This window comes from Akkermansia muciniphila, assembly GCF_900184965.1.
Taxonomy (GTDB): domain Bacteria; phylum Verrucomicrobiota; class Verrucomicrobiia; order Verrucomicrobiales; family Akkermansiaceae; genus Akkermansia; species Akkermansia muciniphila_A.
In genome coordinates, this window is sequence record NZ_FXYA01000002.1 from 90,716 (window position 1) to 107,327 (window position 16,612).

Here is a 16,612-nt window from a genome sequence, read left to right on the forward strand (position 1 = left end):
AAACCTCCTTCGCGGCGGTCTCTACCAAAACCGCTTTCACGGCGTTGGAACTCTCCTTCACGACGGTTTTCCCTGAAACCGCCCTCTCGACGCTGGAAACCTCCTTCGCGGCGGTCTCTACCAAAACCGCTTTCACGGCGTTGGAACCCTCCTTCACGACGGTTTTCCCTGAAACCGCCCTCTCGACGCTGAAAACCTCCCTCGCGGCGGTCTCTACCAAAACCGCTTTCACAGCGTTGGAATCCTCCTTCACGACGATGAAAATCTCCGCGGCGGTCACGGGAACGGAAGCCGGAATCTCCCCGGAAATATCCATCTTCCTTGACTTCACGTTCATCCTCCGTCTCTACAAAACGAGTCTTCATTTCCGGAGTAGGTTCATAAGAATCCCCTGCTTCAAAATCTTCCGGATTAAACACATAATCTTCATCGGAATCAACGCCTCTTCCTGCCTGCTCACCCTTGGAGCCACCTCCGGCGACAAGCTGGGAAGCACCCAGGTATTTACGCTGGCGGGGAGGATTCTTCAGCGTCAGAGCCACATCCGCGTCATCCAGAAATTTCCAGCTCCCGGGTTCCAAATCCCCCCCCCACAGGGAGCCGATGCGCACGCGCACCAACTTGCGGACGCGAAGGCCCAGACACTGGAACATTTGACGCACCTGACGCTTCAACCCCTGTTCCAGAACAATGCAGGCACGGCGCGCGGAAGCGCGGCAAACATATTTGGCCCTGGCATTTCCTTCCGGAATGCGTACGCCGCGCAAAAACTGCATCAGTACGGAATTATCAAAATTCTGATCTACCGTCACCCAATATTCCTTTTCAATGCCGCCGGTAGGATGGGAAAGGACCTGGGTCAATTCCCCCTTATTCGTCATAATCAGAAGACCTTCGGAATCAGCATCCAGCCGTCCAACGTAATTCAGATGGCGCAGACGCGGCGGCAACAGGTCATAAACAGTGCCTATGGCTCCCTGAGCTTCTCGGCTGCATACATACCCGCGGGGCTTGTTCAACAGCACTACAACCTCCTCCATAGGGGTCATATGGCGGCCGTCCACCTTCACGAAATCCTTCTCCGTCACCCTCATCCCAGGCGTATCAATAACCTTCCCGTTCACTTCCACGCGCCCTTCTCCAATCAGCCTGTCGGCCACCCGGCGGGAATCAATGCCGCAGGAGGCCAGGAATTTATTAATGCGGATACCTCCGTTTTCTTCGGAGCCATGTTGTTCTTCACTCATATTGGTATAATGTCCGCTATCTCAGCGGATGATTTTGTATTGTTTATATTACGGCAATTCACGTCCTCAAAAGGAGGAAGCTTTCTTTTGCCGGAAGAAAAAAGCCTCTCGGTTCATAGACATCCGAGAGGCTTCCTGTATTAGGAAAATGACTTGCCGTGCAAACTCCGCCGGGAAACTCTCCGGAGAGGATAAAGGCAGACTTAAGCTTCATGCTTGGTCTTCGGCAGGCCGAGAGGGCTTTGGCCCTTCTTCCATTCGCCACGTTCCTTCAGAAGCTTGACACGTTCAAAACGCTTCAGGACGGAACGCTTGCCGCCTACGGTACCGGTTGCTTTGAGGCTGGAATGCTTGGACATGATCTTGTGTTTGTAAAAGGTTCAGAAAAATACTTTACACCACCCTCGCGGTGGCAGGCGGGACCTTATAACGGAAGGCTCCGAACTTGGCAAGACAAATTTGACGCAATGTTCAAATATATCACTCGATGGCATCCTCCGGATGCGATTCCAGCCACTTCCTCCACAAATCCGGACGGTTCAGGCGCGTACGTTCCAGAGACTTCCCGTGCTTCCATTTTTCAATGGCGGGATGGTTGCCGCCCAGCAAAATCTCCGGAACAGCCAGGCCCCGGAACACGTTCGGCTTGGTATAAGCGGGAGCCTCCAGCAACCCGTTGGAAAAAGATTCCTCCACGGAAGAACGCTCATCCCCCAGCACGCCGGGAATCAGGCGCGCTACGGCGTCAATGACCACCACGGAAGCAATGGCCCCATTCGTGAGAATATAATCCCCGATGGACAATTCCATATCCACCAGCTCTTCTACTACACGATGGTCCACCCCCTCGTAATGACCGCAGAGGATAATGAGATGGCCTCCGGAGGCTGCCAATTCCGCAGCCAATGACTGGTTGAACGTACGCCCCTGGGGAGTCATCAGCACAACGCGCGTTTCCCGTCGGCGGAGTTCCTCCACGGCGGCAAAGATAGGTTCCGGCTTCAGCAGCATGCCTTGGCCTCCTCCGCAAAGGTAATCGTCCGTTTTGCGGTGCTTGTCCGTCGTCCAGTCACGGATATTATGGCAGCGTATCTCCAACAATCCCCTGTCACGGGCCTTTCCCAGAATGCTGCCGCCCAGAGGGGCTTCCACCATATCCGGGAACAGGGACAAAACGTCAATCGTCAACTTGGCGGCCATAAGAAAAAAACATCAGCGTTCGCGCTTATGGCCGCGCAGCATGGCCTCAATGAACGGATCCAGGTTACCGTCCATCACGTCCTGAATATTGCCGGACTCTACGCCTGTACGCAAATCCTTAACCATTTGATAAGGCTGGAAAACATAGGAACGGATCTGGTTGCCCCACCCGATGTCTCCCTTCTCACTGTACTGGCGGTCGGCTTCCGCCTGCTTTTTGTCTTCCTCAATCTGGTATAGCTTGGCGCGCAGCATGTTCATAGCCTCTTCCTTGTTACGAAGCTGGCTGCGCTCATTCTGGCAGGCCACAATGACGCCGGAAGGAATATGCGTGATACGCACGGCGGTTTCCACCTTGTTCACGTTCTGACCGCCCTTGCCGCCGGAACGGTAGGTATCCACCTTCAAATCCTTGTCCAGGATCTCAATATTGATGGAATCGGAAACCTCCGGCGTCGCGTCCAGGGAAGCGAAAGAAGTATGTCTCTTCCCGGCGGAATCAAAGGGAGAAATGCGCACCAACCGGTGAATGCCGCGTTCATTCTTCAAATACCCGTAGGCATACTCTCCATCCACCTTCAATGTCACGGAACGAATGCCGGCATCATCCCCGTCCGTACTCTCCAAATACGTCACGGAAAACCCCCGGCGCTCACACCAGCGGATGTACATGCGCAACAGCATGGATGCCCAGTCACAGGCTTCCGTGCCGCCGGCCCCGGCGTGAATGGTTACATAACAGGAAGCCTGGTCCTGCGGGCCGTTCAGCAAAGTCAGCAGTTCAAAATCCGCCAGAGACTTCTGCCATCTGGCAAACTCTTCCACGGCTTCCCGGCCCAGGTCATCGTCATCCGCCTCCTGGGCCAGTTCAATAGCAGCGTCAATATCCTCCAGGCGGGACTTCAGCGCGGAAAACGCCTCCATCCTGTGCTTCAGGGGATTCACCTCCGCCATCAGCGCCCGTGCGGCATTCTGGTCATCCCAAAAATCCGGAGCGCTCATGCGTTCATCCAATTCGGCCACTCGTTGTTGAATGCCGTCCAGGTCAAAGATAGCTCCCGAGCTCGGAAAGACGGCTATGCAAGACAGCCGTGTCGAGCGCCGAGAGATCTGCAGCGATATGGGGATCCATGCGCGGGAACCTATCACGAAATACCTGAACGGGAAAGGGCAAAATGCCGTTTCTCCCAGTCATCCCCTTTCACCCCGACTTGCGGCGAGCCATTTCCATGAATAAAATCCGCATGCTGGACAAAACCGCTCTTCCGAAAGGAGAACATCTAACAGAAGATGAACATTCCCGAAATCAACGCCTCAACCTCATTTCAATGCACTACGGAAAAATAAACAGCAGACAAAAATCTTATTTCATTCCCTTACCTTACATCACCGTTTTCTGCCCTTCCCCCTCTTTCCGGAATGTGGTTCGACCATCCATATCCCCCGGCTTCCCATAAGAGAGCCCGGAGCCATGCTACTTGGCGGAATTTTCCTCTCCACCCTCAAAAGGGCGGATCCGGCAGGACCTGAGTTTTTCAATCTCCTCAAAAGTCATGATGTGCTCTATCTGGCAAGCCACTTCATTGGCGCGTTCTTCCGGAAGAGCCAGTTCCTCCCGCAGGAAATCAAACAGAATGCCGTGGCTGACAATAATTTTCCCGGCAATTCTGCGGCCTTGGGGAGTCAGCTTGACGGGGGCATACTGCGTATACTCCACCAGCCCCATATCCGCCAGCTGTTTGACGGCAGACGTAACGGAAGGCATCTTTACCTTAAGCATCTCTGCAATATCCCGCACCTGGGCCGTCCCGTTTTTTTCAGACAGCAACCCAATGGCCTCCAGATAATCCTCATTGCTCTTGGTCAGCTCCAACATGGTATAAAATGGAAGCTAATACTTTAGTGGGAACTAACTCAAGGTTTTTTCCAGCCTTCTTTGGAATGAGAAAAAAACCGCCGCGAATATGACCATTCGCGGCGGTTAAATTAATCAGCGTAATACGAAAATGGGCTTACTTCTCTTCAGAAGGGCTCCACTCTTCGTTTTCACGGGTCGCCAGATTGAAAGCGTGTTCCAGGCCCACCATATCGCTGCTCGGGCGGAGGGCTTCAAAGGAAGCGGTTTCGCGGCGGAGCTGTTCGGTGTCGTAATTGACGGCCTTGATGGAAAGGCCGATACGGCGTTCGATGCTGTCCACCTTGATCACGCGGGCGGTGATTTCATCACCCACCTTGATCACGTCCTTCACGCGTTCCACATGGTCTTCGCTCAACTGGGAAATATGAATCAGGCCGTCAATATCGCCGTCCAGATTCACGAAGGCGCCGAAGCTGGCGATCTTGGCCACCTGGCCAGTCACCATGTCGCCCACCTTGAAGCGGTCATTGATGGATTCCCACGGATCGGATTCAAGCTGCTTGATACCAAGGGAGACACGCTGATCTTCCTTCTTGATTTCCAAAACGATGGCTTCCACTTCGTCGCCCTTCTTGAGAACTTCGGAAGGATGGTTGATCTTGCGGGTCCAGCTCATATCGGACACGTGGATCATGCCGTCGATGCCTTCTTCCAGCCCCACAAAAGCGCCGTAGGGAGTAAGGTTGCGGACCTGGCCCTTGATGACGGTACCAATCGGGAAACGGGATTCGATATCCGCCCAGGGATTGTCTTCCAACTGGCGGACGCCAAGGGAAATCTTCTGTTCCTTCACAGAAATGGAAAGAACCACGGCTTCGATTTCCTGGTCCAGCTTCAATACATCGCTCGGACGGGTAATTCTCTTGACCCAGGACAATTCGGAAACGTGCACCAGACCTTCCACACCCTTTTCCAATTCCACAAAGGCGCCGTAGGGCAGGAGCTTGGTCACGCGGCCCTTGACATGGGAATTGATCGGGTATTTGCGTTCGATATCCGCCCAGGGATTGTCTGTCATCTGCTTCAGGCCCAGGGAAACGCGTTCCTTTTCGCGATCCACTTCCAGAATCACGACTTCCAGGGACTGACCGATATGGAGCATTTCGCTCGGATGGTTCACGCGGCCCCAGCTCATATCCGTGATATGGAGCAAACCGTCCATGCCGCGGAGGTCGACAAAAGCGCCGAAGTCCGTGATATTCTTCACGATACCTTCCACCTTGTCGCCTTCCTTGACGGTTTCAAGGAAGCGCTGGCGCTGGTCGGCGCGTTCAGCTTCAATCACTTCACGGCGGGAAAGGACGATATTCTTACGGTCGTCATTCACCTTGACGATCTTAAATTCGTAAACCTTTCCTACATACTCGTTCAGATCGCGCGGAGGAATAATATCCACCTGGGAACCGGGCAGGAAGGCTTCCACGCCAACGTTAACCATAAGACCGCCCTTGACGACGCTCTTCACTTTACCCTTAACCAAGCCGCCATCGCGGTACACGCCCACGATCTTATCCCAGTTCTGCTTATGGGCGGCCTTTTCCTTGGAAAGGACGACGATGCCTTCGTCGTTTTCGAGGCGTTCCAAAAGGACTTCAATTTGGTCCCCTACTTCGATTTCCTCGTCTTCAAACTCGGAAATGGAAATAGCGCCTTCGGACTTGTAGCCGATGTCCACCAAAACGACTTGGGGACGGATTTCCTGGATGGTTCCGGTAACAATGGAACCTTCACGCAATTCGCGGAACTTGCTGTCAATCAGTTCCGCCAGTTCAGTTGTGCTCATTTAAATGGTTGATGAGTTAGTATTAACGATCTTTCTCATGGCCCCTTGTTGACCGGCGGGCAATCGGGGCGCCTTCCCCCGCCGGGCGAAAAATCGGTTGCTTTCAATATCAATTCCACGCAAGAACTCAAGGCTTTTCTTGAAAAACTCCCCCTATTTTTTCCCGGGTTTGCGGCCCTCCGGTGGACGGCGGTAAAAAACGAGCGCATAAAAATCTTCCGCCCCTTCCTTCCCATGTTAAAAATCCGGCTAATGAGAATATTCGGGAAATCTCCATCTATCAGTCACTCCTGATGCAAATTTATGAAAAAAAACTCCTTCTTGCTCCTCGCGGCGGTGTTGTGGAACAGCCTTTTTTACGCCGCAGATTTCGTCAAACTGGACGGCCCGACCTGGAACGGGGAGCTTCGGTCATGAATGCCCTGCCCGCACGTCAATCCATTCGGAGTTTCTCTGAAAAAACGTTCTCCCAAAAAGATTTGTCAGACCTGCTCTGGGCTGCCAATGGCCTCAACCGCCATAAACCGCCAGGACGTCAAAATTACATATGCACTAAAGACGGGACCGACTACCTACCCGCGAGCCAGCATGAACAAGGATGCCCCGGCAAAGGCTCTGAAGCTAACCTCTTCCCAAATACCCATGCTCTGCCATCCGGTAAAATATAAAAAATAAAAGCTTCCTGTTCCATTCTCCAGACACAACAGGCAGTATCAGGGCTCCGGCAGAATATCCACGTAAATACCGGGAGAACTGCCTTCGATGGGCGTCGCGCCCACAGCCCGGGCATAAAAATCAGCCGGACCCACCCCGCCGATGATACCGTATGCATAACCCAGCTCCCGCAGTCCTTTCAGGGCGGAAATCAATAGCACAGTGCCCAATCCGCTTCTGCGAGCCTCTTCCGCCACTCCCATGGGGCCCAAAAAACCGCGAGCCGTCACATCGTAACAGGCAAAACCAAGAATCTTCTTCTCCCGTGTGGCAATATAACAGGAAATGGGCTGGCGGCCGAAGGCAGCTTTCGCCTCACTTACCCACTTGGGAGAAAAATTCCGGCCAACCCAGTCAGCTACCAAATGACGTTCGTAAGCACCCGGACGGCGGATCAAAAAACCTTCCTTCTCCAGCCTCCTCAGGTCTTCTTCAATATCGGGCAAATCATACAGCCGCACCAGCATATCCATCATAACCCCGGCACCGTATCACAACTAAGTGCCGCGGCGAATAAAAAAAACTGGACAAACCCATCTTTCAACCTTAGACTTCGCCGCACCACAAACAACGAGCTGTAGCGCAGGCTGGTAGCGCGCTTCGTTCGGGACGAAGAGGTCGCAGGTTCGAATCCTGTCAGCTCGACCAATTTTCAAGCCGCCTCCGGGCGGCTTTTTGATTACTTATTTACTGATATAAAATAATTTTACCTATCAGTAACTCCACACTTCTCTTATTTTGCGCCACGGTAAATAAACAGCGTCATGCTGATTGAATTTACCCTCTTCACAGGAACAAAATCAAACGGGCAAATTTTCTCAATTAAGCTTGGAGGATGTCAGGGTTATTTGCCGATGCAGAGGAAAAATTATCTATGCCCAATTCTCACTCCTGTGCCAGACAGCATCACAGCCGCTGCGGAAACATTCTATTACATTCAAAATCCTCAAACAGGAAAATGAACCTCCCCCACAAAAATCCCCGCTCATATTTCATGAACGGGGATGAATCAAATGAAGTCGAATCAGGGAGAGAAGGCCGGGTTACTTGCCGGATTCCGGTTTGAAACGAGCTGCTTCTGATTCGGCGGTTATTTTTGCAGGCTCGATATGCAGGAGCTTTTTCATGGCTCGACCCGGGTCACTCTCCGTCATGGGGAAATAATCAACATGATTGCCGAGGTCGTAAGCTCCCAAAAGCTCCTGTGACGAATAGATGGAGGAAGCAGGTTTGAAGTCCTCCGAGGCTTTCCCCAGTTTCTTGACATTCTTTGACGAAGCCAGCACATAAACCGGAATGCAATCGGAATACAGTTCCGTTTTTTCCGGGGTTCCCACAGGCAATTTGTTGGCATATCCGCTCCATTTGACCAGGGCTTCTACAGGAATATCGCCTCTCAATGATTGGATCACACGGGCATAGTGCGTAGTTCCCTGATCCGTTTTGACGACTTTGTATATAATGACTGTCAGAACAAGGTCGCTTTGTTTCAGATTCCGCGCCGTGCTTTGAAGAAAACCATCCTGATCAATTTCCTCCTGCGTAGCTACAGAAGAAAGAGGAGAGTTGCCCCAACCGATTTGCGCCAATAGTCCGAAGAACAGACAATAAGAGAGAGATATTTTACTCATACAAAGGGTAGGACATTCCTTTTTAAATTATGTTTAAAAATAATCATATTATATAATTTTTTCCAAACATATAGAACGGTTCTTATCAAAAAGAGGGGGCGGTGTTCACCGTCCCCGGCTTGAATGAATATCTGTTACTTGAATGCAGATGTTTCCGGATCTTCCAAAGTCGCTCTGTACAGAAGCCAGTACCTTTGAGCCGGTCCGTTGCCTTCTGTAAAGTTGTTCTCCTGGGATCCCATTCCAATATGTCCGACACTTCCTTCTCCCGGCACATGGAAGAGAGCAATGTCTCCCGGTTGAGGCGTGCTGTAGTCATCAAATGAACCGTAGTCGTGAACGCCGATTTTACTGGAAATATAAGCAGCCATGCTGTCTGTGCTGATGATGACATGCTCTTTGCCCCCGAGTACCGTTTTATCTCCTTCCTCCAGAATGTTATTTGCTCCGGGAACTCCGTTCAGGCTGACGCCGAAACGGGACAGACCGATACTCATGCGGAGAGCGCAGCTATGATGATAGAGAGGATCTCCTCCGGTATGTTTCTTATTCAGCCAGTCTCCAATAGCCGCATATACCTCATCGGTAGATTTGCGGCTGGCATATCCATATACATTGTAAGCAGCCAGAAGAGCGGCGGCGTCTTCTGCTTTCATGTGATTCTTGGGAACGTCAATTTCCCAAAGTTCCAATTCGGCATCTCCCATCTTGGGAACGAATTGTTCCGCATTGGGATAAGGGGCTATTTCCTCCGGAACTTTCTCATTCTTATGGTAGAGCCTGACGTAATGGAATCCTTTTTTGAGGTATTTGCTTTCTGTTTTAGTTGTTGAAGAATTAGTCCCCGTAACTTCCACTACGCGTTCTCCTCCGATTTCAATATAGCCGTTATCATCGACACTTATGGAGAAGGTGTAGTCTCCATCATTCGGAATACGGATATATCCTTCCCAATGATGAGGAGCAAGGTCATCTGAATATGCCCAGGGACGTTTGGGGGCGTCCTTCTTTTTCACCTTGTATCGGCTGTTTTTTCAGCGTCGAGCGGGTGGAATGGCATTGTTGATATAGTCATAATGTTATTATTTCTAATCGTTTATTATTGAATGAACTGAATACCCAGTTCATAAAAAATCTTAAAAATATCCCCTCTCCCCATCAACACGTTTAACGCGTAGTTCAACCCACATTCAGAACGTGAGTAAAAAGACTAAAACGGCATGATAATCAAGCGGAAAATCAAGGGGTGGAAAGGGGCCTACTGATGATCAATAGCCAAAAATTGAATTTTCTTCATTCGGAACGGAGATGCCGCAGATGAGAATCCCGGCCTTTCGATTATTTTCTAACAGCCTCTTCCGGACGGGTATTTTTTCCGCCAAAATCACTACCCTTGCAAAAGCCTGCAAAAAGACCACTGACAGCTGATTCTTTTATCTGGGAAAGGCCCCTGCTGGGATACTTTATCAGTCATCCGTCAAATTCCCATTGCTCCATACATGTTTCTTTCTCTAAAATACAGGTAATGAGTGAATACTTCCTGAAACTTCCCGGCGATTCCCAGCCGAGAGCCTATTCCGAATACGAAGTCCGTGAATTTCTGGGACAGGGCGTAATCGACTCAAAAACGCTTACCTGGAAACAGGGCATGGAAGAATGGCAGCCTGTAGACCAAGTTCTTCCGCCAATGTCACCAGTATGGGAGGAAACACAGAATCAAGAAAGCAAAGACCAGCCAGAGGAGCAACAGTACCGTTTGCGTTATTCTTTAAACGGGCTGGCCAAATTATCCATTTTGGCATGTTTCGTATTGCTGCCCTTCATGCTCTGGAGCAGCTGGCTTGTTTTTTCCAATCATGTCGTTAATTATGAAGAAATCCAGACACTCATTCAGCAGAATATGGTTCACCTGCCATCTTTTGCGGCGCCGTTGGTCTTCCTCCTCAGCATCCTGTTCATTCCATCCCTGCTCATCCAGCTGATCTGGCTGTACCGGGCATCTGCCAATATTCAGGAATTTCAAGTTCCGGGAATCCGGTTCACTCCCTTTCTTAGCGTTCTTCTAAGCTGCATGCCGGTAGTTGGCATGGTTCTCAATGCCCTGGTTCTCCAGGAAATATATAAGGCATCCAAAAACCCGGCAGAATGGATGCAGCAAACACCCTCCCGCTCCCTGCGCCTGTATCTGCTGGTAACTACGGCTCTAACTCTGTGCACTCTTTTCCCTTTCGGGGCGGAACATTACGTAACGGCCTTTCTGCTCACCGGCGCACTGATGACGGCAGCGAGCATCCTGTGGCTGATCTGTGTCCTGCAAATCACCAGAAAACAGGAAGAACTGGTATCCAAAAATCAAAACTCCCGTTCTTAACTGGAAAAAACGTAATCAGCGCCTTTCCTTTTCTTCCTTGGGCGACTGACTGCTTGGGAGGATTTTATCCAAAGCTTCCATGCTGTTATCCTTATACAGGTTCTCCAGCAGTTTTTCCCACCCCGCCGCCATCTGAACCTGTTTCAAGGCAATAATGGGATCAGGCATCATCATTTCAGGGGCGGGAGCATATTGCTTCAGCACCTCATCCGGATTGATTCTGTTAAACGTCGTCTTCCCATAGCCCGGCATTCCCGCCTCATGGGCGATGGATTCAATCATCTCAAAATGCAAATGCGCCAAATAGTTGCCATGCGCAGTTCCGACTGAGCCGATTTGCTCTCCGCGTCCCACCAAAGTCCCCAACGGAATATCGCTGACGGTCTTCAAATGGGCATACAAACTCTGCACAAAACGCCCGTCCGGCAAACGGTGCAGCAGCACGACAACATTGCCCCAATCAGGAGAAGGTTCTCCTGCATAAATCAGCAATCCGCGGCCGGCGGCCCTCACGGGCAGTCCCTCATCCGTGTTTTCTCCTCCTATTCCATTTAAATCCTGTCCTGCATGCCTTCCCTTACGGACAACATTCATATCCCCCACCCCTTGGGCAACATAGGTAAACGCGCCATTTTCATCTCCGAGGGGCGACGTGAACACATCGGCCAGAGGCGCCTTCGCCAGATCCTGGGGCGTCAACAAAACCATCCGGTAATCTACAGGAACCGGCGCAGACTGCGGAATGTCTTCATCATAAATATTATGGTGCATCCCAGCCTCCGGAACGGCGGCATATTTCGCCTTGTACCAGGCAAATGCCGTAATCAAGACACAGGCCGTTCCCAAAAGCCCCATAATGACGCGGGATGTCGTCTTATCTATCATCGTACCGACTCTATACCCACGGAACCGGATTTACAACCACAAGATAGTCAGTCCAGCGTCTGCGGAAATTGTTCCATCCATAATTTGCGCGCCGCGCGGATATCTTCTGAGGGAACACGACTGGAGAGTTCCCATACGAGCGGAACTCCATGCGGGAAAAAAGGAAGAAGACGTTCAAAGGGAACCACTCCCCCCAACAGAGGAACCTGATGATCCCGCGCCGGCCATTTGACATCGTTCACATGCCCCCCAATCAAATGGGAAGACATTCGGCGAAGAAATTGTTCATGATTTAATATCAGTAAATTATGCTTTCTTTGAATATGCCCGAAATCATGCCAGTAACCGATAAAGGGATTTTCTTCAAACTCCTTCATCAACAAATTCATTTCATCCTCACTCGGCACCTGCTCATAATGGCTGCGACCTTCAATGCCCAGCTTGACGCCAAATTGTCCGGCTTGCGGAAGGAGTTGCCGGAGAGCTTCTCGCGCCCGTTCCAGATAAACGGGAGCCAGGCGGTTGCGGCGGCGTACAAATTCGCCCTTAGTGCCGGCAAACGATTCCGTTCCCACCATTCCCTGACGCGCCAGGTTTTGCAAATGAGTCGTATCCGTGCGTTTCGTCAAAGGCTCCACCGTTCCCATATGCAACACAATATATCCAGCCCCCAGTGCTGCGCCCTGCTCAATAGACTTTTTCGTCAATTCAATAGCCTTGGAACGCACCTGCGGCAAATCCGCCGTAAAAGGCCTGCTGTCTGGAGAATCCCCCACCTCGTCAATCGGTGCGGGGAAAAAATTATGTACCCCGGCCACCTGCACCTTTCCGGCTTCTACCGCCCTCATGATACCGGGCAAAAGGGATAACTTGATGCCGTGGGAAAGTTCCACATGGTCAAAACCCAAAGAAAGAATTTCATCAATCATTTCTTCCCCGTCCTGATGACGGTGGGAATTCCAGCACGTAGAAAATACCAGCATAAAAAATCAATTGTTATGAGCTGATGGAACCGGGCTCCGTATAGCAATCTTCCATCCACTCCTTGACGGCGGCAATCATGCTTCCGGCTACGTCCGCGCGAGGTTTGACGAAAGCCGGAACAAACCACGGAAACGCTCCCACCAGATCATGAATCACCACGACATCGCCGTCACACGTATGAGCGCCGGAACCAATACCCAACGTGGGAATGGAAGAATGTACGGTAATTTGACGGGCAGCATGAGGCGTTACGCCCTCCACAACCACGGCACAAGCCCCCGCCTCCGCCACGGCCGCCACATCCCTTACCAGGGCTTCCTCCTCTGAGGAGGATTTTCCTTTAATCTTGTATCCTCCCTCCTCCAGCACTTTTTGCGGCAGAAGGCCGATATGACCCACTACGGGAATACCGGCCTCCACAATAGCACGGATATTTTCCGCTTGGGCTGCCCCCCCTTCCAGCTTGACTGCATCCGCCCCAGCCAAAAACAATTTCTTTGCGGATTGCACGGCCTGTTCCACCGTATCATAAGAATGTATGGGCATATCTCCCACCAGCAGGGCGTTCTTCACTCCGCGCGCAGTAGCTTCCACATGATGAAGCATATGATCCAGCGTCACATGAGTGGTATCCGGAAAACCCAAAACCACCATCCCCAGGGAATCACCCACCAGCACAATATCTACGCCGGCTTCATCCAAAAGGCGGCCTGTAGGATAGTCATAAGCAGTTACCAGAGTCACATGCCGCCTGTTCTTGCAGGCGCGGATGCGTTCCGCTTTCTCAAAAGATTGATTCATGACATTCAATAAACATGCGATTTACCAGCGTTCCGATACCAGAAGCGGATCAGCTTCATCCGTATCCAATCCCGCCAACAGGCAGGCAACCGTTTTATTCTGGCATGGAAGGATAAGTTCCGGCCTGATATCGGAAAGAGGTTTTAAAACAAATTTCCTCAAATGGGCTCTGGGATGGGGGAGAATCAGACGAGGAGGGTCATTGACTACCAAGTCTCCCACATAGATGATATCCACGTCCGCCGTCCTGGGTTCACAGCGAATCCCGGAACGAACACGTCCCAAGGCGCGTTCTATACCCTGGCAATGCACAAGCAATTCCTCCACCGTACCGGGCCAGGTAAATTCCACCACGGCATTCAAATAATCATCCGCACCGGACGGACACCCCTGGGGACTGGTGGCATACAGGGAGGATTGCAGAAAAGGGTCATCAGACAGGCTCATCTGCAACAAATGATCCCTGGCCTGAATCATCAGGCTGTTTTTATCTCCAAGGTTGGACCCCAGTGCAATGCCGGCTCTCTTCATCAGTAAAAAATATCGTGGCCGATCTAAAAAAGGAGAACGGCCACGATACCAAAAAGTTATAATTGGGAAAGCCCCAGAACATCTTCCATGGTATACAGCCCCGGCTCCCGATTCTGGAGCCAGAGAGCCGCGCGAACAGCACCGGAGGCAAATGTCATACGGCTGGACGCCTTATGGGTAAGCTCCAGCCGTTCTCCATCGGAAGCAAATATCACGGTATGATCCCCCACCACATCTCCCCCCCGCAGGGAATGCATACCTATTTCCTTGGCGGGTCGAGGCCCTACCAACCCTTCACGGCCAAAAACCACACTATCTTCATAATTCCTGTCAATGGCGCCGGACAGAATTTCCGCCAGTGTCCGGGCAGTGCCGGAAGGAGCGTCAATTTTATGACGGTGATGCATCTCCATCACCTCTATATCGCAACTGCCTCCCAAAATCTGGGCCGCCTTGCGCGTCAGCCAGAACAGGGCGTTCACCCCCACGGAATAATTGGAAGCAAACACAATTGGAATGGATGCAGCGGCATCCACAATCTCCTGGCGTTCCAGATCCGTATGTCCTGTAGTGCCTATGACCAGAGGCTTGTTATTGGCGACAGCTTCCGCCAGCAAAGTGCTGGTGAAAGCATGATGGGAAAAATCAATGGCTACGTCGCATTTGGCAAGAGCCGGATACAGCTCCTGCCCCTGATCATGAGTGGCCCCCACGCAAGTATCCGGATTCAGCGTCACCGCCTCTTGGATAGCCTGGCCCATGCGGCCCGAAATGCCTGTAACAAGAATGGAAATCATATCACTAAAATATTAAAGAATGTTGAAACGTCGAAGAAGTGCGGAAAGTTGAGCTTCCTTCTCTTCCGGCAATGGAACCAGCGGAAGGCGTACTCCGGGCTGTATATCTCCCTTCATCGCCAAAGCCGCCTTGATCGGCACAGGATTGGAATCCAGAGTCATTAGCCCTTTCATCAACGGATAAAAAGTCTTCTGGAGGGAAAGCATTTCTCCCATATCCTGATTCAGACCAGCTTTTACAATGGAATTCATGATGCCTGGAACCAGATTGGATGTTACGGAAACCAATCCGCTGGCGCCACAGGCCATAAAAGGCACCGTCAGGCCATCATCGCCGCACAGAACAGTGAAATTTTCCGGAACCACCTGCATCAGCTGGTTCACGCGGTCCACATTGCCGCCGGCCTCTTTCACACAAACAATATGCGGGCAGTCCTTCGCCAGACGGCTGATTGTCTCCACACTGATTTCAATACCGCAACGACCCGGAATGCTGTACAGCATAATCGGTAGACAGGTGGCGTCCGCAATGGCCTTGAAATGGGCATAAACTCCATCCTGGGAAGGTTTATTGTAATAGGGGCACACCTGGAGCGTTCCATCTACTCCCATCTTTTCCGCTTCCTGGGTCATATGGATAGCTTCTGCAGTAGAATTAGCTCCCGTTCCCGCAATAACCTGAATGCGGCCAGCCGCGCTCTCCACGGCCAGTTCTATCACCCTCAAGTGTTCTTTTACAGTCAAGGTGGGGGATTCTCCTGTGGTGCCGACAGCCACAATACCGGCCACACCGGCGGCTATCTGGGCTTCCACAAGCATTCTAAAAGCCTCTTCATCGACCCGATTGCCGGCAAACGGAGTCACAATTGCTGTATAAAGACCTTGAAACTTCATAACCTTACTTGGAAATATACTATCTCAACAGACACTTTTTGTCACGACAGAATACAGTAATATGGCATGCCTGTCAGGCATTCAGAAATATCATTTGTGAACAAATGGCACAAAACTCCAGGCATGAATTAAACAGGGACAGGAATGCTTCCGGCCGTCTGTCGGGCCGCCAACCGGTTTTTCTTCCATTGTCCACGATATATTCCCGATGAATATCGGCGACCTCCGTTCCCACATAAAAACAACGAGCCCATAGAGAGTTTATTTCAGGCCAGCAAAAGAAACCAAATCGGAATAATGGTTCAAGAGGACTGACATTATCACTAATAATAACTTCAAGAAGACGGCATAAGAGAGAGCAAGAAGCGAACAGGCCCCGCGAGTCTGGAGACTGGCGGGGCCTGATGGGAAAAAATCCCGGCGGCGACCTACTCTTGCGGGACCTATCGTCCGACTACCATTGGCGCGGCAGCGTTTCACTTCCGGGTTCGGAACGGGACCGGGTGGGACCACTGCGCTCTGGCCACCGGGCTTCAGGGGGAAGGGACTTTCATCGATCTTCATCCTGCCTGCCCGGGAGCCCAGCATTGGGGCTTTCGAGTGTGGGATTTTTTTAATGGGTTTGTATGAGTCTAAGAAGATTTTTGGGGAGGGGGCATTCAGCGTAAACTGACATCTGCGTGGCTGGTGGTTGAGATCATGCATAGGAGAATGAGACAAGAGCAAGTGTTCATTCACGACGGGGAGTGATGTAATATGATGAAGTCAATTGGTAATTAGTATCGCTTGGCTCAATACATTGCTGCACTTACACCTGCGACCTATCAACGTGGTGGTCTTCCACGAACCTGTAGGG

19 protein-coding genes, 1 tRNA gene and 2 rRNA genes are annotated in these 16,612 nt (G+C 51.3%); 5 read left to right on the forward strand and 17 right to left on the reverse strand.

The window, feature by feature from the left end; all coding sequences use genetic code 11:
• The 4 genes from CI070_RS00585 to prfB form a co-directional block, all read right to left on the reverse strand.
• On the reverse strand, positions 1-1,247 hold a 1,247-nt coding region (locus CI070_RS00585; protein ID WP_143245646.1), incomplete at its 3' end, for a pseudouridine synthase.
• 203 nt (positions 1,248-1,450) lie between these two features.
• On the reverse strand, positions 1,451-1,606 hold the full coding sequence (locus tag CI070_RS00590; protein ID WP_012419301.1) for a small basic protein: 156 nt from the start codon (positions 1,604-1,606) through the stop codon (positions 1,451-1,453).
• A gap of 121 nt (positions 1,607-1,727) precedes the next feature.
• On the reverse strand, positions 1,728-2,435 hold the full coding sequence (trmD, locus tag CI070_RS00595) for a tRNA (guanosine(37)-N1)-methyltransferase TrmD (RefSeq protein ID WP_430538346.1): 708 nt from the start codon (positions 2,433-2,435) through the stop codon (positions 1,728-1,730).
• 24 nt (positions 2,436-2,459) lie between these two features.
• A protein-coding gene (gene prfB, locus CI070_RS00600; protein WP_197736719.1) for a peptide chain release factor 2 occupies positions 2,460-3,579 on the reverse strand; the annotation gives its coding sequence in 2 pieces (ribosomal slippage) (positions 2,460-3,494 and positions 3,496-3,579; 1,119 coding nt in all).
• 97 nt (positions 3,580-3,676) lie between these two features.
• Here prfB and CI070_RS13715 point away from each other — a divergent pair.
• Positions 3,677-3,904: a hypothetical protein gene (locus tag CI070_RS13715; protein ID WP_143247133.1), complete on the forward strand. Its 228-nt coding sequence runs from the start codon at positions 3,677-3,679 to the stop codon at positions 3,902-3,904.
• A 17-nt stretch (positions 3,905-3,921) separates the two neighbouring features.
• Here CI070_RS13715 and CI070_RS00605 read toward each other — a convergent pair whose 3' ends face one another.
• Complete coding sequence (locus CI070_RS00605; RefSeq protein ID WP_012419304.1) at positions 3,922-4,323, reverse strand: metal-dependent transcriptional regulator; 402 nt, start codon at positions 4,321-4,323, stop codon at positions 3,922-3,924.
• Positions 4,324-4,459: 136 nt separating this feature from the next.
• Positions 4,460-6,148 carry a 30S ribosomal protein S1 gene (locus CI070_RS00610; protein ID WP_012419305.1) on the reverse strand — a complete coding sequence of 563 codons (1,689 nt, stop codon included), beginning with the start codon at positions 6,146-6,148 and terminating at the stop codon, positions 4,460-4,462.
• A gap of 182 nt (positions 6,149-6,330) precedes the next feature.
• Between CI070_RS00610 and CI070_RS00620 the strand changes: the two genes are divergently transcribed.
• On the forward strand, positions 6,331-6,816 hold the full coding sequence (locus CI070_RS00620) for a hypothetical protein (protein ID WP_218823892.1): 486 nt from the start codon (positions 6,331-6,333) through the stop codon (positions 6,814-6,816).
• Positions 6,817-6,861: 45 nt separating this feature from the next.
• Here CI070_RS00620 and CI070_RS00625 read toward each other — a convergent pair whose 3' ends face one another.
• Positions 6,862-7,338 carry a GNAT family N-acetyltransferase gene (locus CI070_RS00625; RefSeq protein WP_094136629.1) on the reverse strand — a complete coding sequence of 159 codons (477 nt, stop codon included), beginning with the start codon at positions 7,336-7,338 and terminating at the stop codon, positions 6,862-6,864.
• A 95-nt stretch (positions 7,339-7,433) separates the two neighbouring features.
• Between CI070_RS00625 and CI070_RS00630 the strand changes: the two genes are divergently transcribed.
• Both CI070_RS00630 and CI070_RS12840 read left to right on the forward strand, forming a co-directional pair.
• Positions 7,434-7,510: transfer RNA gene (locus CI070_RS00630), tRNA-Pro, on the forward strand.
• A 116-nt stretch (positions 7,511-7,626) separates the two neighbouring features.
• Positions 7,627-7,824, forward strand: coding sequence for a hypothetical protein (locus CI070_RS12840; protein ID WP_143245648.1), 198 nt, complete (start codon positions 7,627-7,629; stop codon positions 7,822-7,824).
• An 81-nt stretch (positions 7,825-7,905) separates the two neighbouring features.
• Here the strand turns inward: CI070_RS12840 and CI070_RS00635 are convergent, their stop codons facing one another.
• Together CI070_RS00635 and CI070_RS00640 are read right to left on the reverse strand one after the other, a co-directional pair.
• Positions 7,906-8,493, reverse strand: coding sequence for a hypothetical protein (locus CI070_RS00635; protein ID WP_094136630.1), 588 nt, complete (start codon positions 8,491-8,493; stop codon positions 7,906-7,908).
• Between the two features lie 134 nt (positions 8,494-8,627).
• Entirely contained in the window at positions 8,628-9,509 is an 882-nt protein-coding gene (locus tag CI070_RS00640; protein ID WP_094136631.1) for a PA14 domain-containing protein, read from the reverse strand.
• Positions 9,510-10,018: 509 nt separating this feature from the next.
• Here CI070_RS00640 and CI070_RS00645 point away from each other — a divergent pair.
• On the forward strand, positions 10,019-10,864 hold the full coding sequence (locus CI070_RS00645) for a GYF domain-containing protein (protein WP_094136632.1): 846 nt from the start codon (positions 10,019-10,021) through the stop codon (positions 10,862-10,864).
• Between the two features lie 15 nt (positions 10,865-10,879).
• On the opposite strand, the gene CI070_RS00650 is transcribed toward CI070_RS00645, so the two are convergent.
• The 8 genes from CI070_RS00650 to CI070_RS00685 form a co-directional block, all read right to left on the reverse strand.
• Complete coding sequence (locus CI070_RS00650) at positions 10,880-11,692, reverse strand: M23 family metallopeptidase (RefSeq protein WP_179218425.1); 813 nt, start codon at positions 11,690-11,692, stop codon at positions 10,880-10,882.
• Between the two features lie 104 nt (positions 11,693-11,796).
• Positions 11,797-12,732: a sugar phosphate isomerase/epimerase family protein gene (locus CI070_RS00655; protein WP_094136634.1), complete on the reverse strand. Its 936-nt coding sequence runs from the start codon at positions 12,730-12,732 to the stop codon at positions 11,797-11,799.
• Between the two features lie 13 nt (positions 12,733-12,745).
• A complete protein-coding gene (gene panB, locus CI070_RS00660; RefSeq protein WP_094136635.1) occupies positions 12,746-13,534 on the reverse strand; it encodes a 3-methyl-2-oxobutanoate hydroxymethyltransferase in 789 nt (262 codons plus the stop codon).
• Between the two features lie 21 nt (positions 13,535-13,555).
• Entirely contained in the window at positions 13,556-14,065 is a 510-nt protein-coding gene (folK, locus tag CI070_RS00665; protein WP_094136636.1) for a 2-amino-4-hydroxy-6-hydroxymethyldihydropteridine diphosphokinase, read from the reverse strand.
• A gap of 56 nt (positions 14,066-14,121) precedes the next feature.
• Positions 14,122-14,862: a 4-hydroxy-tetrahydrodipicolinate reductase gene (gene dapB, locus CI070_RS00670; protein ID WP_094136637.1), complete on the reverse strand. Its 741-nt coding sequence runs from the start codon at positions 14,860-14,862 to the stop codon at positions 14,122-14,124.
• Between the two features lie 12 nt (positions 14,863-14,874).
• Entirely contained in the window at positions 14,875-15,756 is an 882-nt protein-coding gene (dapA, locus tag CI070_RS00675) for a 4-hydroxy-tetrahydrodipicolinate synthase (RefSeq protein ID WP_094136638.1), read from the reverse strand.
• Between the two features lie 415 nt (positions 15,757-16,171).
• A 5S ribosomal RNA gene (rrf, locus tag CI070_RS00680) occupies positions 16,172-16,287 on the reverse strand.
• 225 nt (positions 16,288-16,512) lie between these two features.
• Positions 16,513-16,612, reverse strand: a 23S ribosomal RNA gene (locus tag CI070_RS00685); the annotation flags it as partial.

What these genes read in the sequence shown, in the direction of transcription:
- CI070_RS00590 (WP_012419301.1), bottom strand. Translation starts at nt 1,606, where the DNA reads ATGTCCAAGCATTCCAGCCTCAAAGCAACCGGTACCGTAGGCGGCAAG.
- CI070_RS13715 (WP_143247133.1), top strand. Translation starts at nt 3,677, where the DNA reads ATGAATAAAATCCGCATGCTGGACAAAACCGCTCTTCCGAAAGGAGAA.
- CI070_RS00605 (WP_012419304.1), bottom strand. Translation starts at nt 4,323, where the DNA reads ATGTTGGAGCTGACCAAGAGCAATGAGGATTATCTGGAGGCCATTGGG.
- CI070_RS00610 (WP_012419305.1), bottom strand. Translation starts at nt 6,148, where the DNA reads ATGAGCACAACTGAACTGGCGGAACTGATTGACAGCAAGTTCCGCGAA.
- CI070_RS00625 (WP_094136629.1), bottom strand. Translation starts at nt 7,338, where the DNA reads ATGATGGATATGCTGGTGCGGCTGTATGATTTGCCCGATATTGAAGAA.
- CI070_RS12840 (WP_143245648.1), top strand. Translation starts at nt 7,627, where the DNA reads ATGCTGATTGAATTTACCCTCTTCACAGGAACAAAATCAAACGGGCAA.
- CI070_RS00635 (WP_094136630.1), bottom strand. Translation starts at nt 8,493, where the DNA reads ATGAGTAAAATATCTCTCTCTTATTGTCTGTTCTTCGGACTATTGGCG.
- CI070_RS00645 (WP_094136632.1), top strand. Translation starts at nt 10,019, where the DNA reads ATGAGTGAATACTTCCTGAAACTTCCCGGCGATTCCCAGCCGAGAGCC.
- CI070_RS00655 (WP_094136634.1), bottom strand. Translation starts at nt 12,732, where the DNA reads ATGCTGGTATTTTCTACGTGCTGGAATTCCCACCGTCATCAGGACGGG.
- panB (WP_094136635.1), bottom strand. Translation starts at nt 13,534, where the DNA reads ATGAATCAATCTTTTGAGAAAGCGGAACGCATCCGCGCCTGCAAGAAC.
- folK (WP_094136636.1), bottom strand. Translation starts at nt 14,065, where the DNA reads ATGAAGAGAGCCGGCATTGCACTGGGGTCCAACCTTGGAGATAAAAAC.
- dapB (WP_094136637.1), bottom strand. Translation starts at nt 14,862, where the DNA reads ATGATTTCCATTCTTGTTACAGGCATTTCGGGCCGCATGGGCCAGGCT.
- dapA (WP_094136638.1), bottom strand. Translation starts at nt 15,756, where the DNA reads ATGAAGTTTCAAGGTCTTTATACAGCAATTGTGACTCCGTTTGCCGGC.